This is a genomic window from Cupriavidus sp. IDO, from assembly GCF_000812465.1.
Taxonomy (GTDB): Bacteria; Pseudomonadota; Gammaproteobacteria; order Burkholderiales; family Burkholderiaceae; genus Cupriavidus.
Genome location: NZ_JWMA01000018.1, coordinates 83,550 through 106,481, shown reverse-complemented (window position 1 = coordinate 106,481; position 22,932 = coordinate 83,550). Strand labels below are relative to the sequence as shown.

20 protein-coding genes are annotated in these 22,932 nt (G+C 65.3%); 10 read left to right on the top strand and 10 right to left on the bottom strand.

The annotated features are described in order from the left end of the window. Positions 1-85: 85 nt before the first annotated feature. Both RM96_RS06635 and RM96_RS06630 read right to left on the bottom strand, forming a co-directional pair. On the bottom strand, positions 86-289 hold the full coding sequence (locus RM96_RS06635) for a hypothetical protein (RefSeq protein WP_039009008.1): 204 nt from the start codon (positions 287-289) through the stop codon (positions 86-88). A gap of 104 nt (positions 290-393) precedes the next feature. Further along, a complete protein-coding gene (locus tag RM96_RS06630; RefSeq protein ID WP_039009148.1) occupies positions 394-1,035 on the bottom strand; it encodes a pseudouridine synthase in 642 nt (213 codons plus the stop codon). Positions 1,036-1,275: 240 nt separating this feature from the next. Here RM96_RS06630 and icd point away from each other — a divergent pair, with 240 nt between their 5' ends. Together icd and RM96_RS06620 are read left to right on the top strand one after the other, a co-directional pair. Further along, positions 1,276-2,526, top strand: coding sequence for an NADP-dependent isocitrate dehydrogenase (gene icd / locus RM96_RS06625; RefSeq protein ID WP_039009006.1), 1,251 nt, complete (start codon positions 1,276-1,278; stop codon positions 2,524-2,526). Between the two features lie 138 nt (positions 2,527-2,664). Beyond that, complete coding sequence (locus RM96_RS06620; RefSeq protein WP_039009004.1) at positions 2,665-3,126, top strand: VOC family protein; 462 nt, start codon at positions 2,665-2,667, stop codon at positions 3,124-3,126. Positions 3,127-3,341: 215 nt separating this feature from the next. Here the strand turns inward: RM96_RS06620 and RM96_RS06615 are convergent, their stop codons facing one another. Further along, complete coding sequence (locus tag RM96_RS06615) at positions 3,342-3,548, bottom strand: cold-shock protein (protein WP_039009002.1); 207 nt, start codon at positions 3,546-3,548, stop codon at positions 3,342-3,344. A gap of 519 nt (positions 3,549-4,067) precedes the next feature. On the opposite strand from RM96_RS06615, the gene clpS reads away from it, so the two are divergent. From clpS to RM96_RS06595, 4 genes are all read left to right on the top strand, one after another. Continuing rightward, the gene (clpS, locus tag RM96_RS06610; RefSeq protein ID WP_010814998.1) at positions 4,068-4,394 is read left to right on the top strand and encodes an ATP-dependent Clp protease adapter ClpS; all 327 of its coding nucleotides are present in this window, start codon (positions 4,068-4,070) and stop codon (positions 4,392-4,394) included. Continuing rightward, positions 4,391-6,688: an ATP-dependent Clp protease ATP-binding subunit ClpA gene (gene clpA, locus RM96_RS06605; RefSeq protein WP_039008999.1), complete on the top strand. Its 2,298-nt coding sequence runs from the start codon at positions 4,391-4,393 to the stop codon at positions 6,686-6,688. The genes clpS and clpA overlap by 4 nt, the downstream gene beginning before the upstream one ends. Positions 6,689-6,812: 124 nt before the next feature. After that, a complete protein-coding gene (locus RM96_RS06600) occupies positions 6,813-7,838 on the top strand; it encodes a tripartite tricarboxylate transporter substrate binding protein (protein WP_039008997.1) in 1,026 nt (341 codons plus the stop codon). A gap of 35 nt (positions 7,839-7,873) precedes the next feature. Continuing rightward, complete coding sequence (locus RM96_RS06595; RefSeq protein WP_039008995.1) at positions 7,874-8,722, top strand: VOC family protein; 849 nt, start codon at positions 7,874-7,876, stop codon at positions 8,720-8,722. Between the two features lie 62 nt (positions 8,723-8,784). On the opposite strand, the gene dut is transcribed toward RM96_RS06595, so the two are convergent. The 6 genes from dut to RM96_RS06565 all read right to left on the bottom strand — a co-directional run bounded on the left by dut (position 8,785) and on the right by RM96_RS06565 (position 16,179). Next, positions 8,785-9,285 (bottom strand): dUTP diphosphatase, encoded by a 501-nt coding sequence (gene dut / locus RM96_RS06590; protein WP_039008993.1) that lies wholly within the window; start codon positions 9,283-9,285, stop codon positions 8,785-8,787. A gap of 53 nt (positions 9,286-9,338) precedes the next feature. After that, entirely contained in the window at positions 9,339-10,364 is a 1,026-nt protein-coding gene (locus tag RM96_RS06585) for an LLM class flavin-dependent oxidoreductase (protein WP_039008991.1), read from the bottom strand. Positions 10,365-10,378: 14 nt separating this feature from the next. Further along, the gene (gene coaBC, locus RM96_RS06580; RefSeq protein ID WP_039008985.1) at positions 10,379-11,581 is read right to left on the bottom strand and encodes a bifunctional phosphopantothenoylcysteine decarboxylase/phosphopantothenate--cysteine ligase CoaBC; all 1,203 of its coding nucleotides are present in this window, start codon (positions 11,579-11,581) and stop codon (positions 10,379-10,381) included. Between the two features lie 71 nt (positions 11,582-11,652). Further along, positions 11,653-12,183, bottom strand: a complete 531-nt coding sequence (gene lspA, locus RM96_RS06575) for a signal peptidase II (protein WP_039008983.1) — start codon at positions 12,181-12,183, stop codon at positions 11,653-11,655. Next, entirely contained in the window at positions 12,183-15,062 is a 2,880-nt protein-coding gene (gene ileS / locus RM96_RS06570) for an isoleucine--tRNA ligase (protein ID WP_039008981.1), read from the bottom strand. The genes lspA and ileS overlap by 1 nt, the downstream gene beginning before the upstream one ends. 109 nt (positions 15,063-15,171) lie before the next feature. Continuing rightward, entirely contained in the window at positions 15,172-16,179 is a 1,008-nt protein-coding gene (locus RM96_RS06565; protein WP_039009146.1) for a bifunctional riboflavin kinase/FAD synthetase, read from the bottom strand. 267 nt (positions 16,180-16,446) lie between these two features. On the opposite strand from RM96_RS06565, the gene RM96_RS06560 reads away from it, so the two are divergent. Then, positions 16,447-18,261 (top strand): hybrid sensor histidine kinase/response regulator, encoded by a 1,815-nt coding sequence (locus RM96_RS06560; RefSeq protein WP_039008980.1) that lies wholly within the window; start codon positions 16,447-16,449, stop codon positions 18,259-18,261. A 28-nt stretch (positions 18,262-18,289) separates the two neighbouring features. Here RM96_RS06560 and RM96_RS06555 read toward each other — a convergent pair whose 3' ends face one another. Beyond that, complete coding sequence (locus RM96_RS06555; protein WP_039008977.1) at positions 18,290-18,949, bottom strand: response regulator; 660 nt, start codon at positions 18,947-18,949, stop codon at positions 18,290-18,292. 235 nt (positions 18,950-19,184) lie between these two features. Between RM96_RS06555 and purN the strand changes: the two genes are divergently transcribed. The 3 genes from purN to RM96_RS06540 all read left to right on the top strand — a co-directional run bounded on the left by purN (position 19,185) and on the right by RM96_RS06540 (position 22,752). After that, on the top strand, positions 19,185-19,847 hold the full coding sequence (gene purN, locus RM96_RS06550) for a phosphoribosylglycinamide formyltransferase (RefSeq protein ID WP_039008975.1): 663 nt from the start codon (positions 19,185-19,187) through the stop codon (positions 19,845-19,847). A gap of 2 nt (positions 19,848-19,849) precedes the next feature. Further along, positions 19,850-21,250 carry an RsmB/NOP family class I SAM-dependent RNA methyltransferase gene (locus RM96_RS06545; RefSeq protein WP_039008974.1) on the top strand — a complete coding sequence of 467 codons (1,401 nt, stop codon included), beginning with the start codon at positions 19,850-19,852 and terminating at the stop codon, positions 21,248-21,250. Between the two features lie 122 nt (positions 21,251-21,372). Next, positions 21,373-22,752 (top strand): mechanosensitive ion channel family protein, encoded by a 1,380-nt coding sequence (locus RM96_RS06540; protein WP_039008972.1) that lies wholly within the window; start codon positions 21,373-21,375, stop codon positions 22,750-22,752. Positions 22,753-22,932 lie beyond the last annotated feature (180 nt).

Here is a 22,932-nt window from a genome sequence, read left to right as displayed (position 1 = left end):
GGGCAACAAAAAAGGCAGGCTGCGTTGGCAACCTGCCTTGTCGTGCCTGCTGCCCGTCCTCCGGGCGGCAGGACGCGCCGACGGCTTACTGCGCAGCCGGGGCCGAAGCAGCCGGAGCCGAGGCGGCCTTCTTGGCGTGCTTCTTGTGGCTCTTCTTCTTGGTGGTGGTGGTGCTCTTCGGGGCTTCCTTGGCAGCAGGTGCTGCTTCAGCGGCAGCAGGAGCCGAAGCCTGGGCGAAAGCGCCGGTGGCGAACAGGCCAACAACCAGGGCAGCGATCAGTTTTTTCATGGCAATTACCTCGAAGTTTGAATGCAGTCGGAAGAGATGACCCGCAATTTGACGTGTCCCCGACAAAAACGAGGGGCCATGTGCTGTCGTTGACGCGCCAATTGTTAGATTTTGTAACAGCGACGTCGCGTCGTGGGCTTCACCTGTCTGGCCGAGGGAACAATGCGTCGGTCCGGGCGAAGCGCTGCCAGCCCGACATCTTCGGGCGCAATCTCGCACGACTGGCCTGGCTCAAGCCGCAGCGCGCGCAGATCGAGGCCGCCAATGCCGACGCGCACCAGCCGCAGCGTGGGGAAGCCAACCGCTGCCGTCATGCGGCGAACCTGGCGGTTCTTGCCTTCGCGGATCTTCAGTTCCAGCCAGCTGGTCGGGATCGCGGCCCGGAATCGCACCGGCGGATTGCGCGGCCACAGCCAGGCGGGTTCTTCGATGGGGCTTACCGTCGCCGGCATCGTCACGAAATCGCCAAGATCGACGCCCTGGCGCAGCCGGGCGAGCGCCGCTGCATCCGGAATACCCTCGACTTGCGCGAGATAGGTCTTGAGCAGCTTGTGCCGCGGATCGGCAATCCGGGCCTGCAGTGGGCCGTCATCGGTCAGCAGCAGCAGGCCTTCGCTGTCCGCGTCGAGCCGGCCGGCGGGGTAGACGCCGGGCGTTGCCACGCAATCCGCCAGCGTGGGCCGCGACGGATGGGGCGAGAACTGGCTCATGGTGCCAAACGGCTTGTTCAGGGCGATCAGGGTCATGGGGCCGAAGTATGCCGCAGCGGACGCCAGCCGGTCCGAGTCCGGGCCGTTCCGCATGGCAGATCATGAAAATTTGCTGCATAATACAAAATTAGTCTTGTGTCTTATATAAGACCTTGGGTTGTGCGATGCAGCACAGCTGAGCGCCTGATGCTCGCTACAATGCCTTGCGCCATCCCCGATCTCGCCGTCGGTCACGAACCTGGCGGCCGTTATAAACCGTTCCGTACTGGAGACGTCATGTATCAACACATCAAGGTTCCGGCTGGCGAAAAAATCACGGTCAACAAGGATTTTTCGCTGAACGTTCCGGACAATCCGATCATTCCTTACATTGAAGGCGACGGCACGGGCTTCGATATCACCCCGGTAATGATCAAGGTCGTGGACGCGGCCGTGGCCAAGGCCTACGCCGGCAAGCGCAAGATCTCGTGGATGGAGATCTACGCCGGCGAGAAGTCGACCAAGGTGTACGGCCCGGACGTGTGGCTGCCGGATGAGACCCTGCAGGTCCTGAAAGACTATGTGGTTTCGATCAAGGGCCCCCTGACGACCCCGGTCGGCGGCGGCATCCGTTCGCTGAACGTGGCCCTGCGCCAGCAACTCGACCTCTACGTATGCCTGCGCCCCGTGGCGTACTTCAAGGGCGTGCCTTCGCCGGTGCGTGAGCCGGAGAAGATCGACATGGTGATCTTCCGCGAGAACTCGGAAGACATCTACGCCGGCATCGAATGGGAAGCCGAAAGCGATCAGGCCAGGAAGCTGATCGCCTTCCTGCAAAACGAAATGGGCGTGAAGAAGATCCGTTTCCCGGAAACCTCGGGCATCGGCGTCAAGCCTGTATCGAAGCAGGGCACCCAGCGCCTGGTCCGCAAGGCCATCCAGTACGCCATCGACAACGACAAGCCGTCGGTGACCCTGGTGCACAAGGGCAACATCATGAAGTTCACCGAAGGTGGCTTCCGTGACTGGGGCTACGAGCTGGCCCAGAAGGAATTCGGCGCCGAGCTGATTGATGGCGGTCCGTGGTGCAAGTTCAAGAATCCGAGGACCGGCAAGGAAATCGTGGTCAAGGACGCCATCGCCGACGCCTTCCTGCAGCAGATCCTGCTGCGTCCGGCCGAATACTCGGTGATCGCCACGCTGAACCTGAACGGCGACTATATCTCCGACGCGCTGGCGGCGCAGGTAGGCGGCATCGGTATCGCCCCGGGCGCCAACCTGTCGGATTCCGTTGCCATGTTCGAGGCGACCCACGGCACCGCGCCGAAGTATGCCGGCAAGGACTATGTGAACCCGGGTTCGGAAATCCTGTCGGCGGAAATGATGCTGCGCCACATGGGCTGGACGGAAGCCGCCGACCTGATCATTTCGTCGATGGAAAAGTCGATCCTGTCGAAGAAGGTCACGTATGACTTCGCCCGCCTGCTGGAAGGCGCGACCCAGGTCTCGTGCTCGGGCTTCGGCCAGGTCATGATCGACAATATGTAAGCACGGACATCCCGCGAAAGCGGGATCCTGCCTGGGAGAACCCCGGTTGCCGTCATAACGGCAACCGGGGTTTTTTCTTGCGCACGCCGGCGAGCTTGCCTAGAACGTCTGGGATTGCATCCCGGGAAGGAGTCAGGCATGGAAGATCCGTTTCGCCGGACCGCGCTGGGCGCGGCCATCTTTTACAAGGACCCGCTGGCCGCCCTGGACTGGCTCGAACGGGCATTCGGCTTTCGGCGGTCGATGGTCATTACGGATGATCAGGGCAATCTTGCCCATTCGGAAATGCGATTCGGGGACAGTTACCTGATGGTCGGCAGCGAGTGGGCCGACTATACCGCCAGCCCGGCTTCGATCGGGGGCAAGAACACCCAGTCGGTCCATGTGCACCTGCAGGACGGGCTCGATGCCCACTGCGAACGCGCTCGCGCCGCCGGGGCGGTGATCATGCGCGAGCCGGAGGATCAGTTCTATGGTGACCGGGTCTATGTCGCCAGCGACCTGGAGGGCCACGTCTGGACTTTCGGCCAGACCGTGCGCAAGGTCACACGGGAGGAAGCCGAGCGGGCCAGCGGGCTCAAGATCGACGGCTGGGCCTGAGCGGCACGGGTGCCTAGAAGCGGAGAGCCCGGCGCGAGGCCGGGCTTTCCGTCGGATGCGGTAGCGTGCAGCTGAGGCACGCGCAGGGCCGGCGGCGCTTGCCCTGAGAGCAGCGGCGCAGCAAGCCCTGGCGTGGATCCCGTTCCGGGGGAGTTCCCCCCGCATCCTTGGGGACCGCCCGGGGCTCTGTCGGCCCGGGTGCGGTCGCGGCGCGCTTAGGTGGCGTCCTGGATGTTGGTGGCTTGCTTGCCCTTGGGGCCCTGCACCACCTCGAACGAGACGCGTTGACCTTCCTTTAGCGTCTTGAAGCCCGACATCTGGATTGCCGAAAAGTGCGCAAACAGTTCTTCGTCGCCCTCGTCCGGCTTGATGAACCCGAACCCCTTGGCGTCATTGAACCATTTGACGATACCGCTTGCCATATACTCCCCCAACGAAATAGCAGATTTCAAGCGGGGAAGCCGCCGCCCGGCCGGATGACACGGGCTGCGGCGTCACGGCGGCCGCCTCGCTGAGGATGCGGCCGGCGATGACGCGCGGTTGGGTGTATCGCGTGGCGGGCAGTCAGGCTGCCGATTATTGCTGCTGACTACCCGCCACCGGGTCGTGGGCCTCCCTGCTCACGGATCACCCGGCACCGCCTTTTTGCTTGGCTCGCAGGCTGGCGCCGGGTGTGCAACCGATTCTTCTGGCAAACCAACATACTGTCAAGCTGGCGGATTCCCCACTCCCCGTAGGGTGTGGCGGGAATGGAACGGCGGTCGGTGGTACCTTGGCAAGGTATTGGAATGACCGTCATTGGGGCGTGCCGGCAAGCACCGGTCACGTGCATTGCAGTGCCTTTGGCGCTGCCTCGTCATCAGGAATCGCGCGACCCGGCCCTTGAATCCGGCGCCTTTTCCCCAAATTGCAGAGTTGCGAGTAAGGGTTAGAATAAAGCCATGGCTACACGGCTGGCGAATGTCCCACAACGCGAAGCAGGCACCATTCTGGAGCGGAAAGAGCAGGCGCTCAAACCGCCTGCCATGTTCAAGGTGGTGCTGCTTAATGACGACTACACTCCGATGGAGTTTGTAGTCATGATCCTGCAACAGTATTTCAGCAGGGACCGGGAAACGGCGACGCAGATCATGCTCACCGTGCACCGGGAAGGAAAGGGCGTCTGCGGTATTTACACCAGAGATATCGCGGCGACAAAAGTCGAGCTGGTGTCAACGCACGCGCGGCAGGCGGGGCACCCCTTGCAGTGCGTGATGGAGGAAGCATGATTGCGCAAGAATTGGAAGTGAGCCTGCACATGGCGTTTGTTGAGGCCAGGCAGGCACGCCACGAGTTCATTACCGTGGAGCACCTGCTGCTGGCATTGCTCGACAATCCCACGGCAGCTGAAGTCTTGCGCGCCTGCGCGGCCAATATTGAGGACCTGCGCACCAGCCTGAAGAACTTCATTGCGGATAACACGCCGGTCGTGCCGGGTACCGACGAAGTCGATACCCAGCCCACGCTGGGCTTCCAGCGCGTGATCCAGCGCGCGATCATGCACGTCCAGTCCACTTCCAACGGCAAGAAGGAAGTGACAGGTGCCAACGTGCTGGTCGCCATCTTCGGCGAGAAGGATTCGCACGCGGTCTACTACCTGCAGCAGCAGGGCGTGACGCGCCTGGACGTGGTCAACTTCATCAGCCACGGCATCCGCAAGGACCAGTCCGAGCCGGCCAAGCACGGCGACGCCGCCGGGGAAGGCGAGGGCGGTGACGGCAAGGAAAGCCCGCTCGAGCAATATACCCAGAACCTGAACGCGCTGGCCAAGGCCGGCAAGATCGATCCGCTGATCGGCCGCGAAAGCGAAGTCGAGCGCGTGGTCCAGGTCCTGTGCCGCCGGCGCAAGAACAACCCGCTGCTGGTGGGCGAGGCCGGCGTCGGCAAGACCGCGATCGCCGAAGGCCTGGCGTGGCGCATCACCAAGAACGAAGTGCCCGACATCCTGGAAAAGGCCGTCGTGTACTCGCTCGACATGGGCGCGCTGCTGGCCGGCACCAAGTACCGCGGCGATTTCGAGCAGCGCCTGAAGGGCGTGCTGAAGTCGCTCAAGGACAACCCCAACGCGATCCTGTTCATCGACGAAATCCACACGCTGATCGGCGCGGGCGCTGCATCGGGCGGGACGCTGGACGCCAGCAACCTGCTCAAGCCGGCGCTGTCGTCGGGCCAGCTCAAGTGCATCGGCGCAACTACCTTCACCGAATACCGCGGCATCTTCGAGAAGGACGCGGCGTTGTCGCGGCGCTTCCAGAAGATCGACGTGGTCGAGCCCTCGGTTGACCAGACCGTGCAGATCCTGCGCGGCCTGAAGTCCCGCTTCGAGGAGCACCACGGCGTCAAGTACGCAGCCTCGGCGCTGACCGCGGCGGCGGAACTGTCGGCACGCTTCATCACCGACCGTCACCTGCCCGACAAGGCGATCGACGTTATCGACGAAGCCGGAGCGGCCCAACGCATCCTGCCGAAGTCGAAGCAGAAGAAGACCATCGGCAAGGGCGAGATCGAGGACATCGTCTCGCGCATCGCGCGCATCCCGCCGCAGAGCGTCAACCAGGACGATCGCAGCAAGCTGCAGACGCTCGATCGCGACCTGAAGTCGGTGGTGTTCGGCCAGGATCCGGCCATCGAGGCACTGTCGTCGGCGATCAAGATGTCGCGCGCGGGCCTGGGCAAGACCGACAAGCCGATCGGCTCGTTCCTGTTCTCCGGCCCGACCGGCGTCGGCAAGACCGAAGTGGCCAAGCAGCTCGCCTTCATCATGGGTATCGAGCTGCTGCGCTTCGATATGTCGGAGTACATGGAGCGTCACGCCGTCAGCCGCCTGATCGGCGCGCCGCCGGGATACGTGGGCTTTGACCAGGGCGGCCTGCTGACCGAGGCCGTCACCAAGAAGCCGCACTGCGTGCTGCTGCTGGACGAAATCGAGAAAGCGCATCCGGATATCTTCAATATCCTGCTGCAGGTAATGGACCATGGTTCGCTGACCGACAACAACGGCCGGCGCGCCGACTTCCGCAACGTGATCATCATCATGACCACCAATGCGGGAGCGGAGACCATGAACCGCGCCTCCATCGGCTTCACCAGCTCGCGCGAGCAGGGCGACGAGATGGCCGACATCAAGCGCATGTTCACGCCGGAGTTCCGCAACCGGCTGGATGCCATGATCAGCTTCCGCTCGCTGGACGAGGAAATCATCCTGCGCGTGGTGGACAAGTTCCTGATGCAGCTGGAAGAGCAGCTGCACGAGAAGAAGGTCGAAGCTACTTTCACCGACAAGCTGCGAAAGTTCTTGGCACGCAAGGGTTTCGACCCGCTGATGGGCGCCCGGCCGATGCAGCGCCTGATCCAGGACATGATCCGCAAGGCGCTGGCCGACGAGCTGCTGTTCGGCAAGCTGGTGTCGGGTGGCAAGGTAGTGGTCGATCTCGACGATCAGGACCAGATCAAGCTCGACTTCTCCGAGGCCGACCCGGAACCGCCGGAGGCCCCGGAAAGCGAGCAGCGCGCCGAAGCCTGACCGGCGTCCGGGGCACGTTGCCTGCAGTTCGGGCGATCCTCGGGCAAAATACGGGGGGCGGCAGAGATGCCGCCCCTTCTTTTTTGTTCCGGCGGCCTCCTGGCCGCCCTTGTCCGAGTACCCGATGTCCCGTCCCGAACGCACGCGGCTGCGCCGCCTGCTGCTCAAATCCCTGCCGCTGGGCGCAATGCCCTTGCCCGTGATGCACGCGGTCGCCGCAACCGCGACTGCAGCCACTGCCGCTGCCGAGCCCGCTGCCAGCGGGCGACCGATCTCCATGGTGTTGCCGTTCCCGCCGGGCGGCAGCGTCGATATCGTCGCGCGGCAGCTGCAGCCTGGCCTGAAGACGACGCTGGGGCAGACTGTGGTGGTTGACAACAAGCCCGGCGCCGGCGGGCTGATCGCCACCAGCACCGTGGCGCGGGCCCGGCCGGACGGCAACACGCTGCTGATGGCATTCGACACGCATGCCATCAATCCCTTCGCGTACAAGCAACTGCCGTACGACACCTTCAAGGATTTCACGCCGATCACGCAGCTGGTGCGCTTCCCGCTGGTGATTGCCGCCAATCCGGCGCTGCCAGCCTCCAATGTGCGCGAGCTGGTGGCGCTGGCCAGGTCCAGGCCCGAGGGCGTGCGCTATGCTTCGTCAGGTATCGGCAGCCTCAATCAGCTCGCGGCCGAGGCACTGGCGACCGAGGCCGGCGTGCACATGCTGCATGTGCCGTACAAGGGCGGCGGCCCGGCCGTGCAGGCGGTGCTGTCGAACGAGGTCGATATCTTCTTCAGCAGCTACGCTGCCGTGCAGGCGCATGTGGCCGCGCGCACCATCAAGATCCTCGGTGTGACCGGCACCAGCCGCCTGCGCCAGTTGCCGCAGGTGCCCACCGTGGCAGAGCAGGGTATGCGTGGTTTCGAGGCGTATTCCTGGATCGGCGTATTCGGTCCGGCTGGCATGACGGCTGCGCAGGTGACGCGCCTCCACGACGCGCTGACCGAATCGCTGCGCCAGCCGCGCGTGGTAGACGCTCTGGCTGCGCAGGGCTTCGAGATTGTCGGCGGCACGCCTGCGGAGCTCGGCAGCCTGGTTCGCCATGAGCACGACAAATGGCAGGCGGTGGCGCGCAAGGCCAATATCCAGTTCGAATGACGATGGCAGGTTTGGGAGAGACCGAGGCGATGCCGATGGCAACCAAAGCGGAAATGTTCGACCACGCCGTAGTGGTCTGTCCCGATCTCGACGCGAGCGTTCAGGCCTGGCGCAAGCTTGGCTTCACGCTGACGCCACGCGGCTACCATACGCTTGGCTCGCAGAACCACTGCATCATGCTGCAGCGGGACTATCTGGAGCTGCTGCACGTCACCGCGCCCAGTCCCAGCCGGCAGTATTACTGGGATGCGCAGGCCGGTGGCGGCGGCTGTGCGGCCATGTCGTGCAAGAGCTCGGATGCCTTCGAGACCGCTGCGCGGCTGCGGGCGGGCGGCTGGCACACGTCCGAGCCGATCGAGTTCTCACGCCCGGTCAGCCTGGACGACGGCAGCCAACATGCGGCCACCTTCCGCGTGACCGCGCTCGACGATGCGCCGGGCGCCCGTTACTTCGTCTGCGAACATCGCACGCCCGAATTGCTGTGGCGGCCCGAATGGATGGCGCACGCGAATGGCGCGCAGGGAATCGCATCGATGTTCCTGGTCGTGGCGCCGGCGCTGGTGGAAGCCGCGGGACGCGCCTACGCCGAGCTGACTGGCGCCGAGCTGACCCAGCTCAGCGACCATGTCTGCAGCCTGTCGCTGGACGATGCCACGCTGGTCGTGAGCACGCCACAGGCGCTCGCCTCAGCCACCGGCGCCGCGCACGTGCAGCGTGAAGTGCCGGGTTACGCGGCCATCCGCCTGCGCACCACCTCGCTCGACGCCGCCCGGGCCGGTTGGCGCTCAGCCGGTGTGCCGGCCCAGGACCTGGGTCCGCACGAAACGCTGATCCCGGCCCATGCGGCCGGTGGCGTGGCGCTGCTGTTCGAACAGCAGGCCTGAAACGCAAACTGGCGCCGTATTCGGCGCCAGTCTCAATTCTCAGCAGGTTCCGGGAGCCGGGATCAGGCGCTGGCCTTGGCGTGATGCACGCCGGTCGAGCCAAAGCCACCCGCGCCGCGCGCGCTGCCTTCCGTGAATTCGTCCACCGTGGTGAACACCGGCCGCAGCACCGGCACGAACATCATCTGCGCGATGCGCTCGCCCGGCTGGATCACGATCGGCTCGGTGCCCGCCGCATTGCGGTTCCACACGCTGACCATGATCTGACCCTGGTAATCGGCATCGATCACGCCGATCGAGTTGCCCAGCACCAGGCCCTTCTTGTGGCCCAGCCCCGAGCGCGGCACGATCGTCGCGGCCATGTACGGATTGCCCATATGCACGGCGATGCCCGCCGGCACCAGCTGGGCAGCGGTGCCCGGCGCGATGGAAACGGGCGCGTCCACGCAGGCATGCAGGTCGATGGCGGCAGCCATGTCGCTCTGGTAGGCCGGCAGGCCCCATTCGTTCAGGCGTGCGTCCAGTACCTTGATTTCGACGGACGGGTTCAGTTCAGTGGTCATGGCAGGTCAGTTCGGCAAGTTCGTTGGCAGGGCGGATGATAGCCCGGCCGGGTTCAGTCTTCGGTCGAGAGCTCGAAGGCTTCGGCCAGCAATTCATAGGTGCGCAGCCGCGCGGCATACGTCGCGGTCACGCTCAGCACGACCAGCTCATCGGCGGCGAACTGTTCGCGCAAGGCCTGCATCCGCGCGGCCACGCGTTCCGGCGTGCCGCAGATCGTGCGGGGACGCTCGCGATCGATGATGAGGCGGTCGCGCTCCGTAGGTGTGTGTCCGGCCGCCTGTTCCAGCGACGGGATCGGCGCGTTTACGCCATAGGCCATCTGCAGGCGGCGCAGGTCCACGGCGCGCTCGAGCTCGGCCGCTTCGGCGTCGGTATCCGCGCAGATCACAAAAATGGCTGCCGCGCTGTATGGCTCGGCTTCATAGCCGGGCGCGAAGTCGGTGCGGTACTGCTGCGCCACCAGATGGCCGGCGTGCGCATTGATGAAATGCGCGAAGGCGAAGCGCAGGCCCAGCCGCGCCGCCAGCGCACCGCCGTAGTCGCTCGATCCGAGCACCCACAGTTCCGGCCGCGTATCCACGACAGGTTGCAGCAACACGCCTTCGGCGATGTGACCGGGCGGCACTTCGCCGCGCAGCAGGCAGGACAGGTCGCGGACCTGCTCCTCGAATTGCGCGCCGCGGTCGTACTGGCCCATCGCCACTGCCTGGGCAGTCCGCATGTCGCCACCCGGCGCGCGACCGACACCGAGGTCGATCCGGTTCGGGAACAGCCCCTCCAGCATGCGGAACTGCTCCGCCACCTTGAATGGGCTGTAGTAGGGCAGCATGACGCCGCCCGAGCCCAGGCGGATGCGTTTCGTCACGCTGCCGATGCGCGCCAGCATGACTTCCGGGGCCGGGTTGCAGACGCCGCGCAGGCCATGGTGCTCGGCGCACCAGTAGCGGGTATAGCCGAGCGAGTCGGCCATCTGCGCCAGGTCGACGGTGGCGGCCAGCGCATCGCGCGCGGTGTGGCCGGCAATGACCGGGCTCTGGTCCAGCACCGACAGGCGCATCCTTGGCTTGATAGCGGACATGGTTGGGGGCGAAATCAGGGGCGGGGCCGCGCGGGCAGGCGCTGGCCGATGGCGGCGACCAGCTGGCGCGCCAGCGACAGCTTGTCGGCGCGCGGCAGTCTCGTCATGCCGGCAGCGTCGAACAGCACGATCTCGTTGTCGTCCAGGCCGAAGGTGTGGTGGCCGATATTGCCAACCAGCAGCGGCACACCCTTGCGCTGGCGCTTCTGCTCGCCGTACTGTTCCAGGTTCTCGCTTTCGGCAGCGAAGCCGACGCAGTAGGGCGCATCGGCCCGGGCCGCGACGGTGGCCAGGATGTCGGGGTTCTGCACGAACTGCAGGGCCGGCGTATCGGTATCGTTGGCCTTCTTCAGCTTCTGCTGCGAAAACTCGGCCGGGCGCCAGTCGGCCACGGCTGCCACCGCGACGAAGACATCCACACCGCGCAGTTGGGCCAGCACGGCATCGTGCATCTGCTGCGCGCTGCGCACGTCGGTGCGCGCCACGCCGCGCGGCGTCGGCAGGCTGGTCGGGCCGGCTACCAGCAGCACGTCGGCGCCGGCTTCACGCGCGGCGCGTGCGATCGAGAAGCCCATCTTGCCGGACGACAGGTTGGTGATGCCGCGCACCGGGTCGATGGCCTCGAAGGTCGGGCCGGCGGTGATCAGCACGCGCTTGCCTGCCAGTGGCTTTGGCTGGAAGAAGGCGACGATGTCCTCGAGCAGCTCTTCCGGCTCCAGCATGCGGCCGTCGCCGACTTCGCCGCAGGCCTGGTCGCCGCTGCCGGGGCCCAGGATGGCGACGCCGTCCGCGCGCAGCCGGGCGACGTTGCGCTGGGTGGCGGGCGCCGCCCACATCTGGCGGTTCATCGCCGGCGCGACCAGCAGCGGGCAGTCGCGCGCGATGCACAGCGTGCTGAGCAGGTCGTCGCACAGGCCGTTGGCGAGCCGGGCCATGAAATCTGTCGAAGCCGGAGCGATGACGATGGCGTCGGCCTCGCGCGAGAGGTCGATGTGCGCCATGTTGTTGTCGATCCGGGCATCCCATTGCGACAGGAAGACCGGGCGGCCCGACAGCGCCTGCATGGTGACCGGCGTGATGAAATGCGTCGCCGCCTCGGTCATCGCCACCTGCACGGTGGCGCCGGCCTTGGTCAGCAGGCGGACCAGTTCGGCCGACTTGTAGCAGGCGATGCCGCCGGTCAGGCCGAGAACGATGTGCTTGCCGCGCAAATCCATGGGAAGGCTCGTCAAAGGGTGAGAATCGGCATGATACCGGCTGGGCGCCACCTGCACAGGTCTGGCAGCGCTCAGTGGCGCCGCACCCGCCGCAGCTCGTCCACGATCAGCAGCACCGCGCCGACCGTGATCGCGCAGTCGGCCACGTTGAAGGCCGGCCAGTGGTAGTTGCGCAGGTAGAAATCCAGAAAGTCGACCACATGGCCATAGACCACGCGATCCACCACATTGCCGACCGCGCCGCCCAGGATCAGCGACACCGCAAAGCAGAACAGGCGTTGCCCGGTGTGACGGTACAGCAGCCACACGATAAAGGCCCCGACCGCCACGCCAAGCGCCGTGAAGAACCAGCGCTGCCAGCCGCCGGCGTCAGCCAGGAAGCTGAACGCCGCTCCCTTGTTGTAGACCAGCACCAGGTTGAAGAAGCTGGTCACCGGGCGCGATTCACCATAGGTGAAGGTGCGCACGATGACGATCTTGAAGAACTGGTCGAGCACCACCACCAGCAGCGCAAAGGCCATCCACAACAGCGGCGTGGTGCCGCTGGAGGCCTTGTTGTTGCGGCGGGCGGGGCGCGCGGAACGGGTCGTGGTCGATGCCATCAGGCATGGCTCCTGTGTTCACCGGCGCCGAACAGGTTGCTGTCGCAGCGGCCGCAGAGGGTGGGATGGGCCGGATCGTGGCCGACATCGGCGCGATAGTGCCAGCAACGTTCGCATTTGGCGTGCTGCGAGGCTGCCACCGTCACCAGCAGATCGCCGGCTTCGGGCGCGGGCGCGACCTTGGCGGCCGACGTCAGCAGCACGAAGCGCAGGTCGTCGCCCAGGCTCCGCAGGGCTTCGAGCACCGGGCCGCCGGCCTGGATGGTGACCTCGGCCTGCAGCGACGAGCCGATCTCGCCTTCCACACGCACGGCTTCCAGTTGCTTGGTGACTTCGGCGCGCACTTCGCGCAGCGTGTGCCACTTCTGCAGCAGGTCGTCGGCGCCATCCACGTCGGGCACCGCGTAGTAGGTGCTGGTGAAGATGGTGTCGGTATGGCTGGTGCCGTGAGCGAACACCTGCCAGGCTTCCTCGGCAGTGAACGACAGGAACGGCGCCATCCAGTGCAGCATCGCCTGGGTGATGTGGTACAGCGCGTTCTGCGCCGCGCGGCGGGCCTTTGAGTCCGCGGCAGTGGTGTAGAGGCGGTCCTTCAGCACATCCAGGTAGAAGCCGCCCAGGTCTTCCGAGCAGAACGTCTGCAGCTTGGCGACCACCGGGTGGAACTCGTACGACTCGTAGTGCGACAGCACTTCCTTCTGCAGCTGCGCGGTGAGCGCAACGGCGTAGCGGTCGATCTCCAGCCATTCCGAAGCCGGCAGCGCATGCTTCGCGTGGTCGTAGTCGGACAGGTTCGACAGCAGGAAGCGCAGCGTATTGCGGATGCGGCGATAGCTTTCCACCACGCGCTTGAGGATCTCGTCGGAGATCGACAGCTCGCCCGAATAGTCGGTCGACGCCACCCAGAGGCGGATGATCTCGGCGCCCATCTTGTTGGAGATGTCCTGCGGCGACACGGTATTGCCGACCGACTTGGACATCTTGCGGCCCTCGCCGTCGACGGTAAAGCCGTGCGTCAGCAGCGCCTTGTAGGGCGGCTTGCCATATAGCATCGACGCGGTCAGCAGCGACGAATGGAACCAGCCGCGGTGCTGGTCCGAGCCTTCCAGGTACAGGTCAGCCTGGCGGCCATCAGGCGTATCGGCGGACGGGTCATACAGGTCGTCACGGTGCGAGCCGCGGATCACGGTCCAGTGGGTGGTGCCCGAGTCGAACCACACGTCGAGCGTGTCGCGGTTCTTCTCGTACTGGCTGGCTTCGTCGCCAAGCAGTTCCTTCGGGTCCAGCGTCTGCCACGCCTCGATGCCGTGCTGTTCGACGCGCCTGGCCACTTCCTCGAGCAGCTCCGGCGTGCGCGGATGCAGCGCGCCGGTTTCCTTGTGGACGAAGAAGGCCATCGGCACGCCCCACTGGCGCTGGCGCGACAGCGTCCAGTCCGGGCGGTTGGCGATCATGTTGTGCAGGCGCTGCTTGCCCCAGGCCGGGTAGAACTCGGTGGCATCGATGCCGGCCAGCGCCGTTTCGCGCAACGAAGGGCCATTGTCTGCCGGGTCCACATCCATGCCCGCGAACCACTGCGAGGTGGCACGGTAGATGATCGGCGTCTTGTGGCGCCAGCAGTGCATGTAGCTGTGGGTGTATTTGTGCGAATTGAACAGGTTGCCCGAGGCCTCCAGCGTTTCGACGATCTTCGGGTTGGCATCCCAGATCGACAGGCCGCCGAACAGCGGCAGCGTGCCGGCGTACACGCCGTTGCCCATCACCGGGCTGATGATGTCGTGGTCGCTCATGCCGTGCGCCTTGCACGACTGGAAGTCTTCCACGCCGTAGGCGGGCGCCGAGTGCACGATGCCCGAGCCGGTGTCGGTGGTGACATAGTCGCCAAGGTAGACCGGCGACAGGCGGTCATAGCCGGCGTCCATCCTTGCCAGCGGGTGATGGAAGCGGATTTCAGACAGCGCCGCACCGGTGGTGGTGGCAACGACCTCGCCTTCCAGCTCGTAGACCTTCAGTTGTTCCTCGACGCGCTCGGTCGCCAGGATCAGGAAGCCACGCGGCGTATCGACCAGCGCGTACTCCACTTCCGGGTGCACGTTGAGGGCCTGGTTGCTGGGGATCGTCCACGGGGTGGTGGTCCAGATCACGATCCAGCCGGGTTTGGCGTTCAGCTGCTCGAGCGGCACCTTGAAGGCGTGGGCCAGCTTGTCGGTCTCGGCGAACGGGAAGCCCACGTCGATCGACAGGTCGGTCTTGTCCTTGTATTCGACTTCCGCTTCGGCCAGTGCCGAGCCGCAGTCAAAGCACCAGTTCACCGGCTTCAGGCCGCGGAACACGTAGCCCTTCTCCATGATCTTGCCGAGGGCGCGCAACTCGTCGGCCTCGTTGCTGTAGTTCATGGTCAGGTAGGGGTGGTCCCAGTCGCCGAGCACGCCGAGGCGCTCGAAGTCCACCATCTGGCGCTTGATCTGCTCGGTGGCGTACGCGCGCGCCTTGGCCTGGACTTCCTGCACCGGCAGCCCCTTGCCGAACTGCTTTTCGATCTGGATCTCGATCGGCATGCCGTGGCAGTCCCAGCCCGGCACGTAGACGGCGTCCAGCCCGGTCAGGCCGCGCGCCTTGACGATCATGTCCTTCAGGACCTTGTTGACGGCGTGGCCGATGTGGATGTCGCCATTGGCGTACGGGGGGCCGTCATGCAGGATGAACTTCTTCGCACCCTTGCGAGCCGCGCGGATCTTCTTGTAGAGCTGTTTTTCCTGCCACTGCTTGACCCACTGCGGCTCGCGCTTGGGCAGGTCGCCACGCATCGGGAAGGGCGTGTCGAGCAGGTTGACCGGGTATTTGCTTTTCTCGGGCTTGGCGCGTTTGTCGTTTGACATGTGGATTCTCGGGGCAATTCGGTTGGTGCGCGGCAGGCCCGTGGGGCGAGCGCGCGCGAAAAGGTGGGGCGGGGCGCGAACCGGGGCCCGCGGCAGCGGGCGCCGGCCGCTAGCTAATTCGGTCGGTCGCGGAGGTGGCGAAATCCCGCTTGCCACTGCCTTCCGAGGTGCCCTCGGGCGCGTCCGGCGCGGTCAGGCCAAAGAAGCCGCGCGCTTCGGCGCTGTCCTTTGCGATGGCTGCCGTCAGGGCGTCCAGGCTGTCGAAGCGCGCTTCGTCGCGCAGCTTCTTCATGAATTCCACCCGGATCAGCTTGCCGTACAGGTTCTCGTTGAAATCGAACAGATGCACTTCGAGCAGCACCCGGCCGGCGTCCTCGATGGTCGGACGCACGCCGATGCTGGCCACGCCGGGCAGCGGGTGGTCGGCAATGCCGTGCACCTGGACCACGAAGATGCCGCTCACCGCCGGGCGCTTGTGCGAGATGCGCAGGTTCAGCGTCGGAAAACCGAGGTCGCGGCCGAGCTTGCGGCCGTGGATCACGTGGCCGCTGATCGCGTAGCCATGGCCGAGCAGGCGGCGGGCGTGCTCCAGGTCGCCATCGGCCAGCGCCTGCCGTACGGCTGAGCTGGAAATGCGGATGCCGCCTTCCGAGACCGAGCCCATTTGCTCGACATCGAAGCCGAAGCGCTTGCCGGCGTCCTGCAGGTAGGCAAAATCGCCGGCGCGCCTGGCGCCAAAGCGGAAATCATCACCCACCAGGACCCAGCGCGCGTGCAGGCCGTGCCACAACACGTTCTCGACAAATTCCTGCGGCGACTGCCCGGCAAAGTGGGCGTTGAAGTGCTCCACCACCACGCGGTCGACGCCGTTGCGGCGCAGGCTTTCGAGCTTGTCACGCAGCAGGGCGATGCGGGTGGGGGCCTTGTCCGGCGTGAAAAATTCGCGCGGGTGCGGCTCGAACGTCATCACGCACAGCGGCAGCCCGCGTGCGTCGGCCGCCGCGCGCGCGCGCGCGAGCAGCGACTGGTGGCCGCGATGCACACCGTCGAAATTGCCGATGGTGAGCGCGCAGGGCGCCCGGCTCTCGGCGTTGGGCAGGCCGCGGAAGACTTTCACGGGGACGGCGAAAAACGTTTCGGGTAAAGCGAGCATTATAAGGCGAATGGGTCCGCTTGCCCTTTCCGGTGTCGCCTCGGGTGTGCCGCGTTGGTGTTTTTGTGCCGCAGCCGGCCCCCGGCATGGCGCAGCGCGGCAAAAGGCGGCATGATATGCGGCAACCAGAAGACTGGCGCGCAAAGCACATGCGGCGCGCGGCGCGACCCCGGGATCGGATCGCACCCCGCCATGCCTGTACGTTAGCGGCCGCCGCCCACGCCAGCCACCTTGAACGCGCTGCCAAACCGATACCTGTCGCGGTTCCTGTCGCGACTACTGCCGCCCCCAAGCGCCGAGCTCGATACCGAGACCCGGGCCAAACTGCTGGCGATCGTCCACAAGGCTTCGCCGTCAGGCATCATCGCGCCCATCCTGCTTCCCCTGCTGACGGCCGTGGCATTCTGGGGCCAGGCCAATCACGCCGCGCTGCTGGGCTGGTGTGCCGTCATGCAGGTGCTCACCGCAGGGGGCACGTGGTTCTACCTCGGCTACCAGCGCGACAGCGCTACCATGAGCCGCTCGGCGCACACGCGCAAGTGGTGGAACAACATGCGCGCCGTGGCCTTCCTGACCGGGCTGACGTGGGGAAGCTCCGCGCTGCTGCATTTGTATACAGACTCGGTGCTGTTTTCCAGTGTGCTGTACCTGCTGACGCTGGGCGTGCTCGCCGGCGGCGCCATGTCGCAGTCGCCGGTGCCGTCGAACCTCGTCTATGCCGGCGTGCCAATCCTGGTGCCGAATATCCTGCTGGCCGAGTTTGCCTTCCCGGGCCACGGCGGCTATGTGCAGGTACTGCTGGTGATCTACGCGCTGATGCTGTCGCGCCACGCCCTCAACCTGCAGCGCACGCTGGTGCGCGCCATCCAGCTGGAAGGCGACAGCCGGCGCCTGGCCAGGCAGTTCCAGGACGAGAAGGAGCGGGCGCTTCATGCGAGCGAGGAGAAATCCCGCTTCCTGGCTGCCGCCAGCCACGATTTGCGCCAGCCGGTGCACGCCCTGGTCATGCTGGTGGAGGCACTGCGTGCGCGTAACCAGTCGAGCGCGCTCCATCCGCTGGTGGAGCAGGTGGCTGCCGGGACGCAGACCATCGACCTGCTGTTCCGCTCGCTGCTGGACCTGTCCAAGCTCGAAGGCCGCAAGGTCCTGCCGACGCTGGAGCCGTGCGAACTGGGCGCGCTGATCCGCGATGTGATGAGCCAGTTTGCCGCCGACGCGAGGGAGAGCGGCCTGACATTGACCCCGCGCGTGCCCGATGAGCTCTACGCCATGGCCGAGCCGGTGCTGCTGCGCAGGGCGTTGTTCAACCTGGTGCAGAACGCGCTGCGTTACACCCAGCGCGGCGGCGTGCTGGTGACCGCGCGCCAGCGCCGCAAGCATGTCCGGCTAGAAGTTTGGGATACCGGCGCCGGTGTCACGCCCGAACACCTGCCGGAAATCTTCTCCCCTTACTACCAGGTCCACAACCCGCAGCGCGACCCGTCGCAAGGCCTCGGGCTGGGCCTGGCGATCTTCAAGGAATGCGTGCGCCTGATGCGCGGCACTTATGGTGTGCGCTCGGTGCCCGGCAAGGGCTCGGTATTCTGGTTTGCGCTGGGACCGGTGCCGGCCGAGACCGTGGCCAACGTGCGCGAGATGCGTGCATTGGCGCAGGCGGAGGAGGCGAAGCCCGACCGGTTGCGGGGCACCGTGCTGGTGGTCGACGACGACAGCCAGATCCGCAAGGCGTGGATTGCGCTGATGGAGGCCTGGGGCATCCGCGTCGCGTGCGCCGCGCATGGCGCGGAGGCTGACGCGCTGTTTGCCAAGGGTTTGCGCCCGGACATTATCTTCTGCGACCTGCGTCTGCCAGGCAGCGAGAACGGCCTTGACCTGCTGGAGCGCTGGCAGAACACGCAGCCGCAGGCGCGCAGCGCGCTGCTGACCGGCGACCTGAAGTCCGCCGCGCTGGCGGCGGCGGAAGAAGCGGGGTATTTCGTCTTGCCCAAGCCGGTCGATCCGGCTTCCCTGCGGCTGTTGCTGCGGCGCTGGCTGCGCGCCGCCTGAACGGAGAGGCCCGCGGCGGCCGGCGCAACTACTGGCGCAGGCGGAAGCGTTCCATCCGCGACATCACCTGCATGCGGGTGCGCACGCCCAGCCGCTGCAGGATTGCCGACACGTGTTCCTTGACCGTGTTCTCGGTCAGTCCCAGTCGGCGCGCAATCACTTTGTTGGGCAAGCCCTCGAGCACCAGCGCAAGCACCGACCCCTGGCGCGGCGTAAGGCCGAGTTCCGCCGGCGTAACCGGAATGCCGTGCGCGGGGCCGAATGACTGGGCGCGGCCGTTCAGGGCTTCATCGGAAGGGAAGGAAGTGTCGCCGGCCAGTACCTTGCGCACGGCGGCGGTAAATGCGTTCGCATCCAGGTGCTTGCCGACAAAGCCGCAGGCCGACAGCGCGCGGGCGCGGCCGACGATTTCGGGCGTGGCCTCGGCAGACATGAAGATAAAGCGGGCGCCCGGAATAACGGTCTTGAACGCCTGCATGGCATCGAAGCCGGTACCGTCATTCAGCCAGATATCGAGCAGCACGATATCCGGGCGCAGCCCCTGCTGCAGGCTGCTCAGCGCTTCCTTGGCGCTACCTGCGGCGTGTACCGCAACGTCCGGCATCACTTCTGCAAGGAAGGCAGTGGTGCCTGACAAGGCCATAGGATGATCATCGACCACCAACAACGTCGGTGCAGCGTTCGACATGCGTATTCCCGTCTAATTTCCCGTTTCGTCCTTGTTGTCACCAGCATGCACTAGCATGGCGCGTGGACGTAGGGCCCACTCTAGCAGAGCGGGCGAGGCGTCACAATCCATCAGTCGGGGGTATCCGGCCCTATTGCCCATGTCAGCCCCATGTGTCGCGCAAGGTTCCTGTGAATTAAGCACCTAATGTATACGCATTCGCGAAGTTTAGTGCTTCACTTGGTAGAATTGCGCGATGAAAAAAATCGTAATCCTGATTTCCGGGCGTGGCACCAATATGGAAGCCATCGTCCGAGCCTGCGCTGCCGGAGGCTGGCCGGCGCGCGTGGCGGCAGTACTGTCTAACCGGCCAGAAGCCCCCGGCCTGCAATTTGCTGAAAGCCACGGCATTGCCACCGGCGTGGTGGATCATCGCCAGTATCCTGACCGCACCAGCTTTGACGCCGCGCTGGCCGCGGCCATCGATGCCCACGAGCCGGATCTGGTCGTGCTGGCGGGCTTCATGCGCATCCTGACTTCCGGTTTCGTCGACCGCTACGCGGGCCGGTTGCTGAATATCCATCCGTCGCTGCTGCCGTGCTTCCCGGGGCTGAATACTCACAAGCAGGCGCTGGAAGCTGGCGTCAAGCTGCATGGCGCGTCGGTGCATTTCGTTACGCCCGAGCTCGATCACGGCCCAATAGTGATCCAGGCGGCACTCGACGTGCTGCCGACCGATACCCCCGACACGCTGGCGGCGCGCTTGCTGGAATGCGAGCACGTCATTTATCCGCGTGCCGTGCAATGGTTCGTGGAAGACCGCCTGCATCTGCAGGACGGCGTTGTACAAGTCATCAACCCGGCCGAGCCGCAATTGCTCATGGCCATCTCCGCCGGCACGCCGGCGGCAGGAGTGTAGCCATGAGCCGCAACCAGACAGGCGCCCGACAGGAGCGCAGCGAAGGGCGACAGCCCGCCCACAAGAAGAGCGGCAGGGGCAAGTCCAGCCCGATCCGCAGGCCGGCCGACGGCTCGCCGGTGCGCACGCACGGCAGCCTGCATGCTTCCCATATCCAGCATATCGATCGCCTGCTCGGCAAGGTGATGCTGTTTGCACGCCCGGCAGATGCCGTGGTGAGCTATTACTTCCGCGAGAACAGCAAGCTCGGCCATCGCGAGCGCGGCATCATTGCCGAGGCGGTCTACGCGGTGTTGCGCCGACGCGTCGAGTTTGCCCAGTTCGCGGAAAGCGGCAGCGGTGCCACGTCGCGTCGCCTCGCTTTGCTTGGCCTGGCCTCGACGCTGGGCCGCGACGCCCTGACGCCCTTCCTGTATCCGGAAGAGGCGGAGTGGCTGGACCGGCTGACCACCATCGAGCGCTCGAGCCTGGCACCGCGCGTGCGGGCCAACCTGCCCGAGTGGCTGTTCGATGAACTGGCAAAGCGCCACGGTGAAGCATTCGCCGCCGCGCTTGGCGATGCCTGGCTGCGCCCGGCGCCGCTCGACCTCCGGGTCAATCTGGGCAAGACTTCGCGCGAGGCTGCGTTGGCCGAGCTGGAAGCTGCCGGCCTTGGCGCAGAGCCGACGCCGATGGCGCCCGCAGGCATCCGCATGGCCGGCAAGCCGGCACTGAACCAGCTGCCGATCTTCGTCAATGGCCTGGTCGAGGTGCAGGACGAAGGCAGCCAGTTGCTGTGTAACCTGGTCGCACCGAAGCGCGGCGAGATGGTGGTGGATTTCTGCGCCGGCGCCGGCGGCAAGACGCTGGCACTGGGCGCCGCGATGCGCTCGACCGGTCGCCTTTATGCATTCGACGTATCCGAGAAACGCCTGGCCAACCTGAAGCCCCGGCTGGCGCGCAGCGGCTTGTCCAACGTGCACCCGGTCCTGATCGATTCGGAGCGCGATGCCAAGATCAAGCGCCTCGCCGGCAAGGCCGATCGCGTGCTGGTCGACGCGCCCTGCAGCGGCCTGGGCACGCTGCGCCGCAATCCCGACCTGAAGTGGCGCCAGACGCCACAGTCGGTGCTGGAACTGACCGCCAAGCAGAGCGCAATCCTGGATTCGGCCGCGCGGCTGGTCAAGGGTGGCGGTCGCGTCGTCTATGCCACCTGCAGCGTGCTGGAGGCGGAGAATGAAGCGATCGTGCGCGATTTTCTCGCTTCGCATCCGAATTTCCGGCTGGTGCCGGTCAGCGAAGTGCTGGCCGAGCAGAAGATCGAAGTTCCCGCGTTGGCTGCGGATACCGGCATGTTCGCGCTGTATCCGCACCTCCACCAGACCGACGGCTTCTTTGCCGCGGTGCTCGAGCGCACCAGCTAAGACAGCCAAACCTGCGCCACCCGCCAGACTTCAGCATTCCCGGCTCACCAGCCGGGAATGCCGTCCGTACGCGCAAGCTATCCCTTGCGTAGCTGCGCGATCCGCATAGTTCGAGTTTTCAGATGAACGGCAATCCACTGTCCGATCTCAAGGCCTCCCATTCCATGTTCGGCAAGATGCTCGAAGACCTGATCCACGATGCGGGCGGTCCGGGCTTTATCTGGCAGCTTGCCGTGCTCGGTGGCTGCCTGCTGGTGGCCTGGCCTCTGGCACGCTTTGTCGTGAAGCGCCTCGAGGCCCGCTACGCGGCTTCCAGCTTCTCGATGCGCTTCGCGGCGGTCAGCCTGGAGCGGGCCATGTTCCCGCTGTTCGGCTGGCTGCTGGTGATGGTGGCCCGCTACAGCCTGGAACCGGTGATCGCTGTCAGCGTGCTGCGGCTGGCGCTGGTACCGTTATTCGGCATTACCTTCCTGAACTTCGCCTTCTACATCCTGCGTCGGGTGCTGTCTGGCAGCGGTCAGTTGCACGGCATGCTGCTGCTGGTGGAAAAAGTCCTCACTACCCTGACGTGGGTGGCCATGGCTCTCTATGTGCTGGGCCTGCTGTGGGACGTGGTCGGCTGGATGGAGGCCGTGCGCTTCTCGATCGGCGGCAAGCAGAAGATCAACCTGGCCGATACGCTGATGGCGGTGGTGTGGATCCTGCTGACCGTGCTGGTCGCGATGTGGTTCGGATCCTGGCTGGAAGAGCGGCTGATGCGCTCGACCAACCTCGACGGCAATCTCAAGGTTGTGCTGACGCGGATCGCCAAGGCGCTGCTGCTGCTCGTTTCGTTGCTGCTGAGCCTGTCGCTGGTCGGCATCGACCTGACGGTGCTGTCTGTGTTCGGCGGCGCGCTCGGCGTGGGCCTGGGTCTGGGTCTGCAGAAGATTGCCAGCAACTATATTTCCGGGTTCATCATCCTGCTCGACCGCTCGGTAAAGCTGGGCGACCAGATCACGGTCGACAAGTACACCGGCATCGTCTCGCAGATCCGCACCCGCTACACGGTGGTGCGCAACGGGGATGGCGAGACGCTGGTGCCGAACGAGCAATTGGTCGCCCAGTCGGTGCAGAACCATTCCTTCTCCAATACCAACGTTCGCGTCGCCACGCGGGTACAGGCTGACTACTCGGCCGACCCGGAAACCGTGATCGCGCTACTGGCGAACTGTGTGCGCGATATTCCACGTGTGCTGAAGGAGCCGGAGCCTGCCGCGTTCCTCGTATTGTTCGCCGACAGCGGCATCGAGTACGAAGTTGCCGTCTACATCGCCGATCCGCAGAACGGAAAGCTTGGGGTTCAATCGGCGATGAACCGTGCAATCTGGCGGACGTTGCGTGAAAACAGCATCTCGATTCCCTATCCGCAGCGTGAAGTCCGCGTTCTGGGCGAGATTCCCTTGTCAAATGCGGAATCGGCGCCACATCTGGAGCAGGGCAGAACGGTGGAATCGGCATAAGCGTCCAGCGGGGCGACGCATGCGGCACCCCCTGGAACGAAAGGCCTTGTGCCCCGTCAAACTCGGGAAAAAGCGGATGCCTGCTGCTTGTCGAATCCGGTAGAATACTGGGTTGTCGCGGGTTGTATGCATCCCGCTCCCACATCAGACAGCCGCCAGATTGCAGCGGCTCGTACCTTG

What these genes read in the sequence shown, in the direction of transcription:
- RM96_RS06635 (WP_039009008.1), bottom strand. Translation starts at nt 289, where the DNA reads ATGAAAAAACTGATCGCTGCCCTGGTTGTTGGCCTGTTCGCCACCGGC.
- ileS (WP_039008981.1), bottom strand. Translation starts at nt 15,062, where the DNA reads ATGTCAAACGACAAACGCGCCAAGCCCGAGAAAAGCAAATACCCGGTC.
- RM96_RS06620 (WP_039009004.1), top strand. Translation starts at nt 2,665, where the DNA reads ATGGAAGATCCGTTTCGCCGGACCGCGCTGGGCGCGGCCATCTTTTAC.
- icd (WP_039009006.1), top strand. Translation starts at nt 1,276, where the DNA reads ATGTATCAACACATCAAGGTTCCGGCTGGCGAAAAAATCACGGTCAAC.
- lspA (WP_039008983.1), bottom strand. Translation starts at nt 12,183, where the DNA reads ATGGCATCGACCACGACCCGTTCCGCGCGCCCCGCCCGCCGCAACAAC.
- dut (WP_039008993.1), bottom strand. Translation starts at nt 9,285, where the DNA reads ATGACCACTGAACTGAACCCGTCCGTCGAAATCAAGGTACTGGACGCA.
- coaBC (WP_039008985.1), bottom strand. Translation starts at nt 11,581, where the DNA reads ATGGATTTGCGCGGCAAGCACATCGTTCTCGGCCTGACCGGCGGCATC.
- purN (WP_039008975.1), top strand. Translation starts at nt 19,185, where the DNA reads ATGAAAAAAATCGTAATCCTGATTTCCGGGCGTGGCACCAATATGGAA.
- RM96_RS06545 (WP_039008974.1), top strand. Translation starts at nt 19,850, where the DNA reads ATGAGCCGCAACCAGACAGGCGCCCGACAGGAGCGCAGCGAAGGGCGA.
- RM96_RS06555 (WP_039008977.1), bottom strand. Translation starts at nt 18,949, where the DNA reads ATGTCGAACGCTGCACCGACGTTGTTGGTGGTCGATGATCATCCTATG.
- clpA (WP_039008999.1), top strand. Translation starts at nt 4,391, where the DNA reads ATGATTGCGCAAGAATTGGAAGTGAGCCTGCACATGGCGTTTGTTGAG.
- RM96_RS06585 (WP_039008991.1), bottom strand. Translation starts at nt 10,364, where the DNA reads ATGTCCGCTATCAAGCCAAGGATGCGCCTGTCGGTGCTGGACCAGAGC.
- RM96_RS06600 (WP_039008997.1), top strand. Translation starts at nt 6,813, where the DNA reads ATGTCCCGTCCCGAACGCACGCGGCTGCGCCGCCTGCTGCTCAAATCC.
- RM96_RS06615 (WP_039009002.1), bottom strand. Translation starts at nt 3,548, where the DNA reads ATGGCAAGCGGTATCGTCAAATGGTTCAATGACGCCAAGGGGTTCGGG.
- RM96_RS06630 (WP_039009148.1), bottom strand. Translation starts at nt 1,035, where the DNA reads ATGACCCTGATCGCCCTGAACAAGCCGTTTGGCACCATGAGCCAGTTC.
- RM96_RS06540 (WP_039008972.1), top strand. Translation starts at nt 21,373, where the DNA reads ATGAACGGCAATCCACTGTCCGATCTCAAGGCCTCCCATTCCATGTTC.
- clpS (WP_010814998.1), top strand. Translation starts at nt 4,068, where the DNA reads ATGGCTACACGGCTGGCGAATGTCCCACAACGCGAAGCAGGCACCATT.
- RM96_RS06595 (WP_039008995.1), top strand. Translation starts at nt 7,874, where the DNA reads ATGGCAACCAAAGCGGAAATGTTCGACCACGCCGTAGTGGTCTGTCCC.